At 70.9% G+C, this 14,998-nt stretch carries 14 protein-coding genes; 10 read left to right on the top strand and 4 right to left on the bottom strand.

Features of this window, described 5'->3' with window-relative positions:
• The first annotated feature begins 86 nt into the window (after positions 1-86).
• The 9 genes from ureA (at position 87) to M4V62_RS13765 (ending at position 11,195) form a co-directional block, all read left to right on the top strand.
• Positions 87-779 (top strand): urease subunit gamma, encoded by a 693-nt coding sequence (gene ureA / locus M4V62_RS13805; RefSeq protein WP_249587552.1) that lies wholly within the window; start codon positions 87-89, stop codon positions 777-779.
• Positions 776-2,464, top strand: a complete 1,689-nt coding sequence (locus M4V62_RS13800) for an urease subunit alpha (RefSeq protein WP_249587551.1) — start codon at positions 776-778, stop codon at positions 2,462-2,464. Before ureA ends, M4V62_RS13800 begins: the two co-directional genes overlap by 4 nt.
• Before the next feature lie 32 nt (positions 2,465-2,496).
• A complete protein-coding gene (locus M4V62_RS13795) occupies positions 2,497-3,510 on the top strand; it encodes an agmatine deiminase family protein (protein ID WP_249587550.1) in 1,014 nt (337 codons plus the stop codon).
• Between the two features lie 88 nt (positions 3,511-3,598).
• Positions 3,599-4,144 (top strand): TetR/AcrR family transcriptional regulator, encoded by a 546-nt coding sequence (locus M4V62_RS13790; RefSeq protein WP_249592816.1) that lies wholly within the window; start codon positions 3,599-3,601, stop codon positions 4,142-4,144.
• A gap of 142 nt (positions 4,145-4,286) precedes the next feature.
• Positions 4,287-5,357, top strand: a complete 1,071-nt coding sequence (locus tag M4V62_RS13785) for a protein TolB (protein ID WP_249592815.1) — start codon at positions 4,287-4,289, stop codon at positions 5,355-5,357.
• A 173-nt stretch (positions 5,358-5,530) separates the two neighbouring features.
• On the top strand, positions 5,531-6,784 hold the full coding sequence (locus M4V62_RS13780; RefSeq protein ID WP_249587549.1) for a TolB-like translocation protein: 1,254 nt from the start codon (positions 5,531-5,533) through the stop codon (positions 6,782-6,784).
• Positions 6,785-7,114: 330 nt separating this feature from the next.
• Positions 7,115-8,719: a citramalate synthase gene (gene cimA, locus M4V62_RS13775; protein WP_249587548.1), complete on the top strand. Its 1,605-nt coding sequence runs from the start codon at positions 7,115-7,117 to the stop codon at positions 8,717-8,719.
• 61 nt (positions 8,720-8,780) lie between these two features.
• A complete protein-coding gene (locus tag M4V62_RS13770) occupies positions 8,781-10,127 on the top strand; it encodes a hypothetical protein (protein ID WP_249587547.1) in 1,347 nt (448 codons plus the stop codon).
• Positions 10,128-10,307: 180 nt separating this feature from the next.
• Entirely contained in the window at positions 10,308-11,195 is an 888-nt protein-coding gene (locus tag M4V62_RS13765; RefSeq protein ID WP_249587546.1) for an alpha/beta fold hydrolase, read from the top strand.
• On the opposite strand, the gene M4V62_RS13760 is transcribed toward M4V62_RS13765, so the two are convergent.
• A complete protein-coding gene (locus M4V62_RS13760) occupies positions 11,192-11,392 on the bottom strand; it encodes a hypothetical protein (protein ID WP_249587545.1) in 201 nt (66 codons plus the stop codon). The genes M4V62_RS13765 and M4V62_RS13760 overlap by 4 nt on opposite strands.
• A 118-nt stretch (positions 11,393-11,510) precedes the next feature.
• A complete protein-coding gene (locus tag M4V62_RS13755) occupies positions 11,511-12,521 on the bottom strand; it encodes an SDR family NAD(P)-dependent oxidoreductase (protein ID WP_249587544.1) in 1,011 nt (336 codons plus the stop codon).
• Between the two features lie 159 nt (positions 12,522-12,680).
• Between M4V62_RS13755 and M4V62_RS13750 the strand changes: the two genes are divergently transcribed.
• Positions 12,681-13,271 (top strand): TIGR03086 family metal-binding protein, encoded by a 591-nt coding sequence (locus tag M4V62_RS13750; RefSeq protein ID WP_249587543.1) that lies wholly within the window; start codon positions 12,681-12,683, stop codon positions 13,269-13,271.
• A 29-nt stretch (positions 13,272-13,300) separates the two neighbouring features.
• Here M4V62_RS13750 and M4V62_RS13745 read toward each other — a convergent pair whose 3' ends face one another.
• Together M4V62_RS13745 and M4V62_RS13740 are read right to left on the bottom strand one after the other, a co-directional pair.
• Positions 13,301-13,837 carry a hypothetical protein gene (locus M4V62_RS13745; RefSeq protein ID WP_249587542.1) on the bottom strand — a complete coding sequence of 179 codons (537 nt, stop codon included), beginning with the start codon at positions 13,835-13,837 and terminating at the stop codon, positions 13,301-13,303.
• 537 nt (positions 13,838-14,374) lie between these two features.
• Positions 14,375-14,998 carry a YceI family protein gene (locus M4V62_RS13740; RefSeq protein WP_249587541.1) on the bottom strand — a complete coding sequence of 208 codons (624 nt, stop codon included), beginning with the start codon at positions 14,996-14,998 and terminating at the stop codon, positions 14,375-14,377.

Here is a 14,998-nt window from a genome sequence, read left to right as displayed (position 1 = left end):
TGACCTGAGTCAAGCTCGCACGTCAATGTTTCCGTCGGATCAATCTCGTGGTTAGAGTGTTGTTCAAACGATGGAGGTGTGGTGGCGTGCGGCTTACCCCCACGGAACGCGACCGGCTGCTGCTCTTCGGGGCGGCCGAGCTGGCCAGGGCCCGCAAGGCGCGCGGCCTCAGACTCAACGTCCCCGAGGCGACCGCGCTGATCGCGGACACGGTGTGCGAGGCGGCCCGCGACGGGGCCAGGCTCGCCGAGGCGATCGAGCGGGCACGCTCGGTCCTCGGGCCCGACGACGTCCTGCCGGGCGTCGCGGACGTGGTGACCGAGGTGCATGTGGAGGCCGTCTTCGACGACGGCTCCCGGCTCGCGGTCGTCTCGCAGCCCATCGGCGCGGGGTTGGGGAGTGAGGCTCCCGGGGCGCTGCTGCCCGGTCCCGAGCACGCGGAGCTCGCGCCCGTCGTGACGCTCACGGTGCACAACACCGCGTCCGTGCCCGTCTCCGTCACCTCGCACTTCCATCTCTTCGAGGCCAATCCGCGGCTCGACTTCGACCGCGGCGCCGCGTACGGCATGCGGCTCGCGGTGCCTGCCGGGTCCTCCGTCCGCTTCGGCCCTGGCGAGAGCGTCGAGGTCGGGCTGGTGCCCATCGGCGGCGAGCGCGTCGCGATCGGCTTCGCCGGTCTGGTGGACGGCGCCCTTGATGCGCCCGGCGCCAAGGAAGAGGCCCTGCGCAGGGCCGTGGCCTGCGGATACCTGGGAGCTGACCGAGGAGCTGAGCGATGAGCATCGATCCGTACGCGTACGCCGCCACCCATGGGCCCCGCGCGGGCGACCGCGTCAGGCTCGGCGACTCGGGCCTGGTGGTCCGGGTGGAGTCCGACTCGCAGGAGTACGGCGAGGAGTTCCTGGCCGGGTTCGGCAAGACGGCCCGTGACGGGCTGCATCTGAAGGCCGCCGCCGTCCGCGAGACCTGTGACGTCGTGATCAGCAATGTGCTGGTGATCGACGCCGTGCAGGGCATCCGCAAGGTGTCCATCGGGATCAGGGAAGGCCGCATCCACGCCATAGGGCGGGCCGGGAATCCCGACACCCTCGACGGCGTCGACGTCGTCGTCGGCACCGGCACGTCCATCGTCTCGGGCGAGGGGCTCATCGCCACCGCCGGATCCGTGGACACGCATGTCCATCTGCTGTCGCCGCGCATCATGGAGGCCTCGCTGGCCTCCGGTGTCACCACGATCATCGGCCAGGAGTTCGGGCCGGTGTGGGGCGTCGGGGTCAACTCGCCCTGGGCGCTGAAGCACGCGTTCAACGCCTTCGACGCCTGGCCCGTCAACATCGGCTTCCTGGGCCGGGGTTCGTCCTCGCACGACGCCCCCCTGATCGAGGCGCTCGCCGAGGGCGGTGCGTCGGGCTTCAAGGTGCACGAGGACATGGGCGCGCACACGCGGGCACTCGACACGGCGTTGCGGGTGGCCGAGGAGCATGACGTCCAAGTCGCCCTGCACAGCGACGGGTTGAACGAGTGTCTGTCCGTCGAGGACACCTTGAAGGTCCTTGAGGGGCGGACCATTCACGCCTTCCACATCGAGGGGTGCGGTGGCGGGCATGTGCCGAACGTGCTGAAGATGGCGGGCGTGCCGAATGTGATCGGCTCCTCCACCAATCCCACGCTGCCCTTCGGGCGTGACGCGGTCGCCGAGCACTACGGGATGATCGTCTCGGTCCATGACCTGAAGACGGATCTGCCGGGTGACGCGGCGATGGCCCGTGACCGGATCCGGGCCGGGACCATGGGCGCCGAGGACGTGCTGCACGACCTGGGCGCCATCGGGATCACCTCGTCGGACGCGCAGGGCATGGGGCGCGCGGGCGAGACCGTACGCAGGACGTTCGCGATGGCCGGGAAGATGAAGGCCGAGCTCGGCCCGATGGACGGGGACGGCGCGGGCGACGACAACGCGCGCGTCCTGCGCTACATGGCCAAGCTGACCATCAACCCCGCCATCGCCCACGGCCTCGCCCACGAGGTCGGCTCCATCGAGGTCGGCAAGATGGCCGACGTGGTGCTGTGGAAGCCCGAATTCTTCGGCGCCAAGCCGCAGTTGGTCCTGAAGTACGGCTTCCCGGCCTACGGCGTCGTGGGCGACCCGAACGCCGCGACCGACACGTGCGAACCTCTCGTCCTGGGGCCGCAGTTCGGCGCGTACGGTGCGACGCCCGCCGACATCTCGGTGGCCTTCGTCGCGCAGGCCGCCGTCGACCAGGGCAACGACCAGATGCCGACCCGGCGGCGCCGCGTCGCCGTGCGGGGCACCCGCGGCATCGGCCCCGCCGACCTGCGGCTCAACTCCCGCACCGGATCCATCGACGTCGACCAGCGCTCCGGCCTGGTCACGCTCGACGGCGACCCGGTCAGGTCCGAGCCCGCCGACTCCGTCTCGCTCAACCGCCTCTACTTCCTGTAGTCCTTCCCGCAGTCCTCTTCGTAGGGATCACCATGACCTTCCACATGCCCGCCGAGTGGGCCCCGCACGAGCGCACCTGGATGGCCTGGCCGGGCCCCAATCCCACGTTCACCAATGAGCGTGAGCTCGCCGAGGGCCGGGCCGCCTGGGCGGGCGTCGCCCGTGCCGTACGCCGCTTCGAACCCGTCACGATGGTCGTCGGCACCGGCCAGAGCGAGTCGGCCCGCGCGCTCCTCGGCCCTGACATCGAGTTGGTCGAGCGCGATCTGGACGACGCGTGGATGCGGGACATCGGCCCCACCTTCGTACGCGACGGCGATCAACTCGCCGCCGTGGACTGGATCTTCAACGGCTGGGGCGGCCAGGACTGGGCCCGCTGGGAGCACGACGCGAAGATCGCCCGGCACGTCGCCGACATCGCGGGCGTGCCCGTCCACTCCTCGCCCCTGGTCAACGAAGGCGGCGGCATCCACGTCGACGGCGAGGGCACGGTCCTGCTGACCGACACGGTCCAGCTGGACCCGGGACGCAACCCCGGGCTGACCCGCGAGCAGGCCGAGGAGGCGATCCACGCCCGCATCGGCACGCGCAAGGCGATTTGGCTGCCGAAGGGCCTGACCGGCGACTACGGGCAGTTCGGCACCCGAGGGCACGTCGACATCGTCGCCGCCTTCGCCGCGCCCGGCATCGTGCTCGTCCACTCGCAGCAGGACCCCGCCCACCCGGACTTCGAGGTCAGCAAGGAGATCATCGGGGTGCTGCGGGGGCAGACCGATGCCCGGGGCCGGACCCTGCAGATCGTCGAGGTGCCCGCGCCGACCGTCCTCACCGACGACGAGGGGTGGGTCGACTACTCGTACATCAACCACTACCTCTGCAACGGCGGCGTCGTCCTGTGCGCCTTCGACGACCCGCGTGACGAGATCGCGGCCGGCATCTTTCGCCGTCTCTTCCCGGAGCGGACCGTGACGCTCGTGGACGCCCGTACGATCTTTGCCGGGGGTGGTGGCATCCACTGCATCACCCAGCAGCAGCCGAAGATCTAGCGTCAGACGAGTCACCGCAGGAGTCCCCGTGGCCCAGGCCGCCCGCCGGAAGAACGCACCACCGCGCGAGGACGTGCTGGCCGCTGCCATGGAGATGATCGCCGAGCGCGGCCTGGAGAAGCTGACCATGGCCGCGCTCGGCCGTGAGGTCGGCATGAGCAGCGGCCACCTCCTCTACTACTTCCGCACCAAGGACGAGCTGCTCCTGCGCACTCTGGAGTGGAGCGAGTCCGCGCTCGGCGCCGAGCGCGGCCGGCTGCTCGCCCGGCAGGGCACGGCCCGCGAGCGGCTCGACGCGTACGTCGACCTGTATGTCCCGGACGCCCCCGGCGACCCCCACTGGACCCTCTGGCTTGAGGTCTGGAACCGCTCCCTGAACGCCGACGACGACGAGCGCGACCGGCAGGTCGCCATCGAGAGCGCCTGGCACCGCGACCTGGTGGCGCTGCTCGCCGAGGGCGTCTCGCGGGGCGAGTTCGGGGCCCTTGACCCCGACCGGTTCGCGGCGCGGCTGCGGGCGCTGCTCGACGGGTTCTCCATCCATGTGGCGATCGGCCTGCGCGGCACGGGACGTGACCAGATCCTCGCGCATGTACGGGAGTTCCTGGACGGAGCACTCGCCTCCGGCTCGTAGGACCCCGTTGCCCCCGTCTAGGTTGTACGCGTTCCGGCTGATTGCGGGTGACCTGGGGGTGCGCTTGTATCCCCGTGGGCCTTCGGTACCGGGCCGGGGGGAATGACAGGTTTTGGGGGAAGCCATGTCCACTGCGAGACGTGTGTCCTTGAGCGCCTTACTGGCCGCGGCGCTCGGCGCCACGGTGTTACCGGCCGCGGCGCAGGCCGCGCCGCACGAGCCGCCGGCGCCGAAGGTGGAGCGCGTGAGCGTCGCGGCCGACGGGACCGAGGCCGACGGGGCATCGCGCACCGCGTCCATCTCGGCGAACGGCCGCTTCGTCGCCTTCTACAGCGACGCGGAGAATCTGACAGAGGGTCATCAGGGGCCGTACGACTGGGCGTTCGTGAAGGATCTGGAGCCCGGCGAGGTCAAGCGCCTCAAGAACTCCATGGCCGCCCCCGTGATCAGCGACGACGGCCGGTACGCGGCGCACACCGGCTGGGGCTCGCACGGCATCAACGTCTTCCTCACCGACCTCAGCACGGGGGAGATCAAGCAGATCGACGGCCGGGGCTTCAAGTACAGCGCGTCCTCGCCGTCCATCAGCGCGGACGGCCGCTTCGTCGCCTACGACCTTCAGCCACAGCACCCCGGAGACCCCCAGCGGGTTGAGGTCTACGACCGCGAGAGCGACACCCGCGAGGTCGTCAGCGACGGACCGTCCGACTCGGCCCGCGACATGGTGGACCCGTCCATCAGCGCCGACGGCCGCCACGTCGCCTACGAGGACAAGGGCACCGGCCAGGTCTGGCTCCGCGACCGCACCACCGGCGGCCTCACCCGCGTCGACGACGGCACGGCCTCCAAGGTGGTGCAGGTCAACGGCCGCACGGTGGCGATGAACACCGTGGACGGCGCCTACGTACGTGACCTGCGCACCGGAAAGGTCCAGCGCTTCCCGGGGGCGAGCGCGCAGGCGGTCAGCCGGGACGGCCGTCAACTCGTCTACGGCGTCTACAGCGTCTACGGCGTCTACGGAGAAGGCCGGTCGGACATCCGGCTGCGCCACCTGCCCAGCGGCCATGAGCGGACGATCGGCCACGGCGGAGGCGCCGCGGTGGGGGCGATCGCCGACAAGGGGCGCAGTGTCGTCTACTCCTCGGACGACGCGGACACCGTGCCGGGGGACACGAACGGCGTGGGCGACGTCTTCAAGTGGACGGCACGCTGACGGACGGCGGCTCCGGCAGCTCCGGCGGCTCCAGCATCTTCCTGCGGACAGTTCCACGAGGCCCGCAACCATATGCCCATCTCGCGCATCACAGACATTGCACGCACCGAACGCCGCATGGCACGGAACGCGGCATCCGCACCGAACACCAAGAAATCACGGGGGATTTGACCATGCACAGCACCAAGCGCCGCGCAGCCCTGGCCGCCGCCGCACTCGTCGCCGCCGTCACGGCCTCGACCCTGCCCGCCGCCTTCGCCGCGCCCGCCGCCGACGCGCCCCGCACCGAGGGCGTCAGCGTCACGGCCGACGGCAAGGCCGCGAACGACCGCTCGGCGGGCGCCGCGATCAGCCGCGACGGCAGGTTCGCGGCCTTCGACTCCGAGGCCACCGATCTGGTCGCGGGTGACACGAACGGCCTCAGCGACGTCTTCGTACGCGATCTGCGCACCGGGAAGACCGAGCGGATCACCCTCGACGGGCGTGACGTCAGGAGTCCGTCGCTGAGCGCCGACGGTCGCTACGTCGCGGTGATCACCAGCCCAGCGGGCTCCTACTCGGACTCCGACGTCCGGCTCTACGACCGCAGGACCAAGAAGACCGAACGGCTCGACGTCGAGCTGCCCGACGGCGCCGCGGGCGCGGGCAGCGTCTCGCTGACGCCCGACGCCCGGTACGCCGTCTTCGACGTCCGCCAGAGCGCGGGCAGCCCCGGCGGCGTCGTCTTCCTGCGCGACCGGAAGACCGGCACGACCGAGCGGATCAGCGAGGCCGACCCGGCAAGGGAGGGGCGCACCGCGCACGGGGCGACCGTCAGCGACGACGGCAGCCGTGTCGTCTACGCGTACAACTACTTCAACGGCCCGCGCGGCGACGACTGGAGCGACGTCCTGCTGCGTGACCGCAAGACCGGCGAGCTGGCGGAGGTGGACCGTTCCCACGACGGATCGGAGACGGAGAAGGAGTCCCTCGAACCGTCCATCAGCGGCAACGGCCGCACCGTCGTGTTCGAGTCCCGCGACACGCATCTCGTCCCGAACGACGACGACGTCGCCTGGAACGTCTTCGTGCACGACGTCGCATCCGGCAAGAACCAGCGGATCCACGGCACCCAGGGCGGACCCGGCGAGGCCTACACCCGCTCGCCCGCCATCAGCGCCGACGGCCGCCGCCTGACGTTCATGTCCGAGCTCACCGAGGCCGGATCGCAGTACGGCAAGGAGTGGCCCGTCTATCTGCGTGACCTGAAGAAGGGCACCACCACGCTGGTCACGCCGGACACCACGGGCGGCGCGGCCTCGGCCCAGGTCGCCCCCGGTGGCATCTCGGCCGACGGCCGCCGGATCGCCTTCCTCTCCGGTGACGCGTCGCTCCTGAGCGGCGACACGAATGACGGCTACGACACGTTCGTGCGTCACGTGCGCTGACGCCGTACGGCATGCGGGCGGCGCTTCACACGCGTCGCCCGCATCGTGAGACGGGGCAGCGCGGTGTGTGCGGGCTGTGGCAGGCTGCCACCGTGCTCTCGTTCGCCATGATTATTGGCAGCAGGCGCGCCGGTCCGCAGTGACCGTCTCGTACCACCACGTACGGGCGGACACCGTCGTCTCTCGACCCGCGCGCAAACCTCTCGTACCCACGAGGGGTTTTTTCGTTTCCTGGCCCAACATCAGCCGGACGCGGAGCGCGAGGGATCATTGAGGCGGTGGAGCCGGTCATTCCGGTAGACCGAGATCCGACACAGGAGCCAGATCAGCATGACGGAAACCAGCACACCCGACGATACGTTCCACGTCTTTGACACCACGCTGCGCGACGGCGCGCAGCGCGAGGGAATCAACCTGACCGTCGCGGACAAGCTGACCATCGCCCGGCACCTGGACGACTTCGGCGTGGGCTTCATCGAGGGCGGCTGGCCGGGCGCCAACCCCCGCGACACCGAGTTCTTCGCCCGCGCATCGCAAGAGATCACCTTCCGGCACGCCCAGCTCGTCGCCTTCGGCGCCACGCGCCGCCCCGGTGGCTCGGCGGCGAAGGACCCGCAGGTCAACGCCCTGCTGGAGTCCGGCGCCCCGGTCATCACGCTCGTCGCCAAATCCCATGACCGGCACGTCGAGCTCGCTCTGCGCACGACCCTGGACGAGAACCTGGAGATGGTGCGCGACACCGTCTCCTACCTCACCGGCCAGGGCCGGCGCGTCTTCGTCGACTGCGAGCACTTCTTCGACGGCTACCGCGCCAATCCCGAGTACGCGAAGTCCGTCGTCCGCACGGCCTCCGAGGCGGGCGCCGACGTCGTCGTCCTGTGCGACACCAACGGCGGCATGCTCCCCGCCCAGGTCCAGGCGATCGTGGGCACCGTGCGCGCCGACACCGGCGCCCGCCTCGGCATCCACGCGCAGGACGACACGGGGTGCGCGGTCGCCAACACCCTCGCCGCCGTCGACGCGGGCGCCACGCACGTGCAGTGCACCGCCAACGGCTACGGCGAGCGGGTCGGCAACGCCAACCTCTTCCCCGTGGTCGGCGCCCTGGAGCTCAAGTACGGCAAGCAGGTCCTGCCCGAGGGCTCGCTGCGCGAGATGACCCGCGTCTCGCATGCCATCGCCGAGGTCGTGAACCTCACCCCCTCCACGCACCAGCCGTACGTAGGCGTCTCGGCCTTCGCCCACAAGGCGGGCCTGCACGCCTCCGCGATCAAGGTCGACCCGGATCTCTACCAGCACATCGACCCGGACCTGGTGGGCAACCGCATCCGGATGCTGGTCTCGGACATGGCGGGGCGCGCCTCCATCGAGCTCAAGGGCAAGGAGCTCGGGATCGACCTGGGCGACGACAGGGCGCTGGTGGGCAGGGTCGTCGAGCGGGTCAAGGAGCGCGAGCTCAGGGGCTACACCTACGAGGCCGCGGACGCGTCCTTCGAGCTGCTCCTTCGCGAGGAGGCCGAGGGGCGGGCCCGGCGCTACTTCCGTGTCGAGTCCTGGCGGGCCATCGTCGAGGACCGGCCCGACGGCACGCACGCGAACGAGGCGACCGTGAAGCTGTGGGCCAAGGGCGAGCGCATCGTCGCCACGGCGGAGGGCAACGGCCCGGTCAACGCGCTCGACCGGTCGCTGCGGGTGGGTCTTGAGCGGATCTACCCCCAGCTCGCCAAGATGGAGCTGGTCGACTACAAGGTCCGCATCCTGGAGGGCAAGCACGGCACGTCGTCCACGACCCGGGTGCTGATCTCCACCAGTGACGGTGACGGTGAGTGGTCGACGGTGGGTGTGGCGGAGAACGTGATCGCGGCGTCGTGGCAGGCCCTTGAGGACGCGTACACGTTCGGTCTGCTGCGGGCAGGCGTCGAGCCGGTGGAGTAGTCGCCGGAACTGGGGACGTCCCGGACCTCCGCCGGGGGCCCGACTGAGTTAGCTTCGAAGTATGAGCAATGGGACGAAGCGAATATTTGTCGCGCTGTCCGGGCTTCTCGTGACCCTGGGTGCCGTGTCGTTGACCGCAGCGCCCGGGGCCGCGGCTGCCACCGGTGTTCCGGCGGTCGCCGACGCCTGGGAGAAGAGCCCGGTGTACGTGGATCCGGCCGCATCGGACCAGCTCTCCGGGTCCGAGGCGGACGCCATCGCGGAGAAGATCAAGGACGCCGACAAGCCGGTGTTCGTGGCGGTCCTGCCCGCGGACTTCCCGAAGCAGGACCTCTTCCAGAAGCTGCGCACCGAGACCGGTGTGACGGGTGTGTACGGGGTCAGGCTCGGCGACGCGTTCAACGCGCGAGCGGACGGGGCGGTCCTGAGCAACGCGGCCGTCGCGAACCTCGTCACCACGTACAAGGACGTGGGCGACACCAAGACCCAGCTCAACGACTTCGTCGACCAGGCAGTGAAGGACGCGCGCGGCTCGGCACCGGCTTCGTGGGACGACGCCGCGGGTTCTGACGGCGGCACTCCCGTGGGTGCGCTGATCGGTGTCGGCGCGGTGCTCGTCGCGGGTGGCGGGGCCACGTACGCGGTGGTCCGGCGCAACCGGCGGCGGAAGGCCGAGGAGCAGCGGATCGCCCTGGAGAAGCTGCGGGTCGTGGTGGACGAGGACATCACGGCGTACGGCGAGGAGCTGGACCGTCTCGACTTCCACCCCGCGGAGGCGGCCGCGGACGACACGATGCGCGCGGACTACGAACGGGCCCTCGACTCGTACGAGAAGGCGAAGTCGTTCATGGCGGCGGCGGAGCGGCCCGAGCAGGTGCGGGCGGTCACCCAGTCCCTGGAGGACGGCCGCTTCTCGCTGGCGCTCCTGGCCGCACGGCGCGAGGGCCGCCCACTGCCGGAGCGGCGGGCCCCCTGCTTCTTCGACCCGCGGCACGGCCCGTCGGTGAAGGACGCGCAGTGGGCGCCGCAGGGTGGGGCCGAGCGTTCGGTCCCGGTCTGCCTGGCGGACGCGACGCGCCTCGCGGACGGGCAGGAGCCGATGGCGCGCACGGTGACCACGGAGTCGGGGGAGCGACGCCCGTACTGGGAGGCGGGCCCGGCCTACGGCCCGTGGGCCGGCGGCTACTTCGGCGGCGGCATGCTGCCGGGTCTCCTGGTCGGCACGATGCTGGGCGGAATGATGGCGAGCCCGGCGTACGGAGCGGACTACGGGTCGGGGTACGGGGACTTCGGGGGCGGGGGAGGGTACGACGGCGGGGACTACTCGGGGTCGGACTTCAACCCTGGGGACTTCGGGGGTGGCGGGGACTTTGGGGGCGGTGGGGACTTCGGGGGTGGGGGGTTCTAGGGGCTTCGGCTGAGGGGGCGCGGGGACGCGGGGGGCGCTGGTCCGTCTGTGATGCCGGGATGCCGGGATGCCTGGATGACGAGATGCCGGGATGCGGTGATGACGGGGTTGACGTTCTGAGGGGTTCGCGAGACGATACGTATCGGTCCGTTGGTCCTCGCCGAACCGGAAGGTCACCCCATGCAGCAGCAGTACGTCGAAACCGCCCCCGGCGTCCGCCTGTGGACGGAGCGGCGCGGTGACCCCGAGGCCCCCGCACTGCTCCTGGTCATGGGCGCCCAGGCCTCCGGCCTCGGGTGGCCCGACGCCCTGGTCGACGCACTCGCGGCCCGGCATCAGGTCATCCGCTACGACCACCGGGACACCGGCCGTTCCACCACCGCCTTCGATCAACACCCGTACCCCATCACCGACTTGGCCCGGGACGCCGTGGCGGTCCTGGACGGTCTCGGCGTCGAGAAGGCGCATCTGGTGGGCATGTCGCTCGGCGGCATGCTGACCCAGCTGGTCCTCGCCGACCACCCCGAGCGCGTTCTCAGCGCCACCCTGATCGGCACCTGCGCGCTCAGTGAAACCCTGTACAAGGCGCTGGACGGAACGCAGGTGCCGGTCGGAGAGCTCCCCGGCATCGCCCCGGAAGTCCTGGAGATGTGGTCCCGCCCGGTCGAGGACAAGGGCCCGGAGGCCGAACTGGACCGCCGCGTGGAGCACTGGCGTGTCCTCAACGGCGACCAACTCCCCGCCGAGGACGCGTACTTCCGCGACCTGGAGGCCCGGATCATCGCGCACACAGGAACCCACGTCGCCTCGACCGCACACGCCCGAGCCGACGACTCCCACATGCTCCGCACCGACGAACTGGCCGACTCGAAGGTCCCCACGCTCGTCATCTCCGGTCCGGCCGAGCCGGTGTTCCCGCCGCCGCACCCGCACCACCTGGCCCAGGTCATCGGAGGCGGCGGCGCGCGCGTGGTGGAGATCGCGGGCATGGGGCACGCACTGCCCCCGGCGGTGCAGGGCCCGCTCGCGGAGGCGATCCTGACGCACACGGATGCCGTCAGGGCCTAGCCGCGCCGTTCCGCCGCCGCGTGCCACCAACCCGGCGGCGAGGGGCCGACCGCCCGGGACGAGGGCTGGCTCGGGTGCAGGCCCAGGGGGCGCAGGGCGTCCGCCCGGACGTGGACCACGAAGGAGCCGTGCCAGTGGCCGTCGGAGCCGCGGCCGCACAGGTGGTCCCAGTACACCTCGTCCGGTGTGAACGGCATCCAGTCGATGCCGCGCTCACGCAGTCAAGCGCGGAGGGCGGCAAGGGGCCGCGGGGCGCCGGACGTGTTCTCGTACGCGGCGACGGTGATCCACTCGTGGCGGTTCGGGGTCATGCCGTCATGATGCCAGGTCGCCCAACCCCGTCATGTCCGCGGACAGTTGCCAGAGGCGGGCCGCGGCATCGGGGTCGGTCGCCCAGGGTTTGACGCCTCCGATCAGCATGTCCTCCGTGGTGGCGGGCTCCGCGATGTCGCAGTCCTGGCAGTACGCGCCGCCCTGGGCGTCCAGGAGCGGTGACGTCGCGGCCCAGACCGCCGTGGCCGCGCCCTGCGCCGGGGTCTTGAATCCCTGTGCCGGTGTGCCGTCGGCGGACATCCAGCCCTGCGCGATCTGTTCCTCGCGGGGGATGTGGCGTTGCAGGGGGGTGAGGATGCTGCCGGGGTGGACGGAGAAGGCCCGCGGGCGGCCTGTGTCGGCCGTACGCGATGAGTCGGTCGTACGCAATGAGTTGAGGTGGACGGCGAAGAGGGCGTTCGCCGTCTTGGACTGGGCGTAGGCCAGCCAGCGGTCGTAGCCCTCGTGGAAGTGCGGGTCCGTCCAGCGGATGTCGGAGAGGAAGTGCCCGGACGAGGCCACGGACACGACGCGTGCGGTGCCCGGACTCAGCGCCGGGTGGAGGCGGTTGACCAGGGCGAAGTGGCCCAGGTGGTTGATCGCGAAGTGCGACTCCCAGGTGCCGTCCGGGCCGACCCGGGTCTCGGGGCACGCCATCACCCCCGCGTTGTTGATGAGGATGTCGAGGGCGCGATCCGTGGCGAGGAAGCGTTCCGCGAAGTGCCGGATGCTCTCCTGATCGGCCAGGTCCAGCGCCCGCACCTCCACGCGGTCCGTGCCCCGCAGCGCCTCCTTCGCCGCGTCGGGCCTGCGCGCCGGGACGACGACGTGCGCGCCCGCGCGGCTCAGAGCCCGGGTGATCTCCAGGCCGAGCCCCGAGTAGCCGCCGGTGACCAGCGCCGTCCTGCCCGAGAGGTCGATCCCGGCGAGTACGTCGTCCGCGGTGCTCGACGCGCCGAACCCGCTGCCGATCCTGTGCTGTTGCGCCTGCTGTTGCCCCTGCTGTGTGGTCATGTGCGTGACGCTAGAAGCTGGACCGCGCTCTAGGGCAAGGTGAGCGTGTGAGCCCTGACCGGCGGAGGGCTCTCTCCGGGGCGCACATCGACAAGCGGGGCGCACATCGACCAACGGGGGAAGACAGTGGGCGAGCACGGCACGAACGGGACGAACGGGATGAACGGCACCACCTGGGCCATCCTCGACCGAGCGCACGCGGCCCTGCGCACGGCTGTCCGCGGCGTACCGGACGGGGGCTGGGACCGCCCGACGCCCTGCGCGGAGTGGAACGTCACCCAGGTCTTCCAGCACGCGGTGGGCGACCAACTCGGCTATGCCTCGTCCCTCACCGGGGGCCCCGGCCCCACGGAGAATCCGTTCACACCTTCCGGCAAGCTGACGGATACCCCGGAGGCCCTGCTGGAACCGGCGCTCGTGGCCGCCGCGGCGGCGTGGGGGACGGTCGACGCGTCGGTTCAGGAGGTACGCGTACCGCTTCCGCCCGGCACCATGACGGCCGCCCTCGGCGTCGGCGCCTGCGCACTCGACGCCGCCGTCCACGCATGGGACATGGCCGTGGCCACGGGCCAACCCTCGCCGCTCGACGACGAGTTGGCGCGACCGCTGCTCGACGTGGCCCGGCAGATCGTCGAGCCGGTCCGTGCCTTCGCGTTCGCGCCTGCCCTTGAGGCGGAAGCGGGTGGGGCGGAGAAGGGGGAGGCCGCCGAACTGCTGAGGTACCTCGGCCGCAGGCCCGACTGGGCGTAGCCGGGAACCGGGATCCAGGATCCGGGGGCTCAGGCGCTCTCCGGCGGCGGCATGCGCCACCTCCCCGAATGTCCGGGCGGGAGCGCCAAGTCGCGCCGGACCGCCTGGTAGTAGCCCTCGCGTGTGGTCCGCTGGCGATCGAGCAGGGCGGACCACGCGTCCGGATCGTGAGTGCCCGCGCGCAAGAAGCGCTCCATCTCGACGACCGTGAGCACCCAGACCCGCGCCTTGTCCACCACGTCCGGTGTGCCGAGCATCAGCAGTGCTTCCCCGGCCGGATCCCGCGCGATGGAGGCTTCCGCCAGGTGGGGCGCTGCTTCTTCGGGGGTCAGGGGATGCGGGTGCGGGTCGTTGCCGAGGTGCGCCGCGACGCGGTAGGTGAGCGTGACCGCCTGCTTCACGACGCGGGCGTAGTCGCCGTACACGGCGAGCCGCCGCTCGTCCCAACGGGCTGCCTGCTCCCGCTGAAAGCGTGCCCGATCGCCTCGCGTGATCGCCAGATACGACCCGAGCGCACCGACGATCACGCCTATCAGGGCAGGCAGTTGCTGCACGAACTCGACCACGCCCAAACGCTATAGGACCCCTACCGCACACGGCACACACACGAGACAACCCACGCACCGCCCCCGACACGTATACGAGGCAGCCCACGCACTGCCCCCCCGGCACACATGCGGGGCAACCCACCCCGCCCCGCATGCATACGGGGCGCCCCCAGCACCCGGCACGCAGAGAAGCCAACCCACCCCCAGCACCTGGCGCGCATGCGAGGCCAACCCACCCGCCCCGCCTGGCGTGCGAGGTCAACGCACCCGCCCCGCCCGGCGCGCATGCGAGGCAACCCACCCGCCCCGCCTGGCGCGCATGCGAGGCCAACCCACCCCCAGCACCTGGCGCGCTAGCGAGGTCAAGCCACCCACCCTGTGCATGCGAGGCCAACCCACCCCCAGCACCTGGGGCGCATGTGAGGCCAACCCACCCACCCCACCCGGCGTGCATACGAGGCAACCCACCCACCCCACCCCGCATGCTGCGGGGTAATCGGGTGGGTGGGTGGGAGAGATCCGCCGCGAAGCGGCGGCCCAGAGCCCCAGCGAGGCTCAGGAGCCAGACTTAATCGCGGAGATGTCAAAGTTCAGCTTGATCTTGTCGGAGACAAGCACCCCACCCGTCTCCAGCGCAGCGTTCCACGTGAGGCCCCACTCCGAACGGAGAATCTCCGCCTTGCCCTCGAAGCCGACCCGCTCGTTCCCGAAGGGGTCCGTGGCGGAGCCGTTGAACTCGAGGTCGATGGCGAGCGGCTTCGTGGTGCCGAGGATCGTCAGGTCACCGGTGACGCGGTAGTCGTCGCCGCCGAGCGCCTCCGCCTTCGTGGAGCGGAACGTCATCTCCGGGAACTCGTCGATCTTGAAGAAGTCCGCGCTCTTCAGGTGACCGTCACGGTCCGCGCTGCCGGTGTCGATGCTGTCCATCTTGACGTCGAGGGAAGCCGTCGAGCGCGACGGGTCCGCGCCGTCCAGGTGCAGCGTGCCCGCGATGTCGGTGAAGGAGCCCTTGACGTTCGTGACCATGGCGTGGCGGGCGACGAAGCCGATCGACGTGTGCGAGGGGTCGATCGCGTACTCGCCGGTCAGCGCGGCCAGGTCCGGGTTGACCGGAGCGGGCGCCGTGGCGGTGCCGGCGGTGGAGGTGGCGGTTTCGTTCTTGCGGCCGAAGAGACCCAT

The organism is Streptomyces durmitorensis, assembly GCF_023498005.1.
GTDB lineage: Bacteria > Actinomycetota > Actinomycetes > Streptomycetales > Streptomycetaceae > Streptomyces > Streptomyces durmitorensis.
Note: the sequence above shows the minus strand (reverse complement) of the source record. Positions and strands in the feature narration are given on the sequence as shown.

Bases quoted from the DNA above. Each gene is read 5' to 3' on its own strand.
- M4V62_RS13800 (WP_249587551.1), top strand. From the start codon at position 776: ATGAGCATCGATCCGTACGCGTACGCCGCCACCCATGGGCCCCGCGCG.
- M4V62_RS13795 (WP_249587550.1), top strand. From the start codon at position 2,497: ATGACCTTCCACATGCCCGCCGAGTGGGCCCCGCACGAGCGCACCTGG.
- M4V62_RS13790 (WP_249592816.1), top strand. From the start codon at position 3,599: ATGGAGATGATCGCCGAGCGCGGCCTGGAGAAGCTGACCATGGCCGCG.
- M4V62_RS13780 (WP_249587549.1), top strand. From the start codon at position 5,531: ATGCACAGCACCAAGCGCCGCGCAGCCCTGGCCGCCGCCGCACTCGTC.
- cimA (WP_249587548.1), top strand. From the start codon at position 7,115: ATGACGGAAACCAGCACACCCGACGATACGTTCCACGTCTTTGACACC.
- M4V62_RS13770 (WP_249587547.1), top strand. From the start codon at position 8,781: ATGAGCAATGGGACGAAGCGAATATTTGTCGCGCTGTCCGGGCTTCTC.
- M4V62_RS13765 (WP_249587546.1), top strand. From the start codon at position 10,308: ATGCAGCAGCAGTACGTCGAAACCGCCCCCGGCGTCCGCCTGTGGACG.
- M4V62_RS13760 (WP_249587545.1), bottom strand. From the start codon at position 11,392: ATGCCGTTCACACCGGACGAGGTGTACTGGGACCACCTGTGCGGCCGC.
- M4V62_RS13755 (WP_249587544.1), bottom strand. From the start codon at position 12,521: ATGACCACACAGCAGGGGCAACAGCAGGCGCAACAGCACAGGATCGGC.
- M4V62_RS13750 (WP_249587543.1), top strand. From the start codon at position 12,681: ATGAACGGCACCACCTGGGCCATCCTCGACCGAGCGCACGCGGCCCTG.
- M4V62_RS13740 (WP_249587541.1), bottom strand. From the start codon at position 14,998: ATGGGTCTCTTCGGCCGCAAGAACGAAACCGCCACCTCCACCGCCGGC.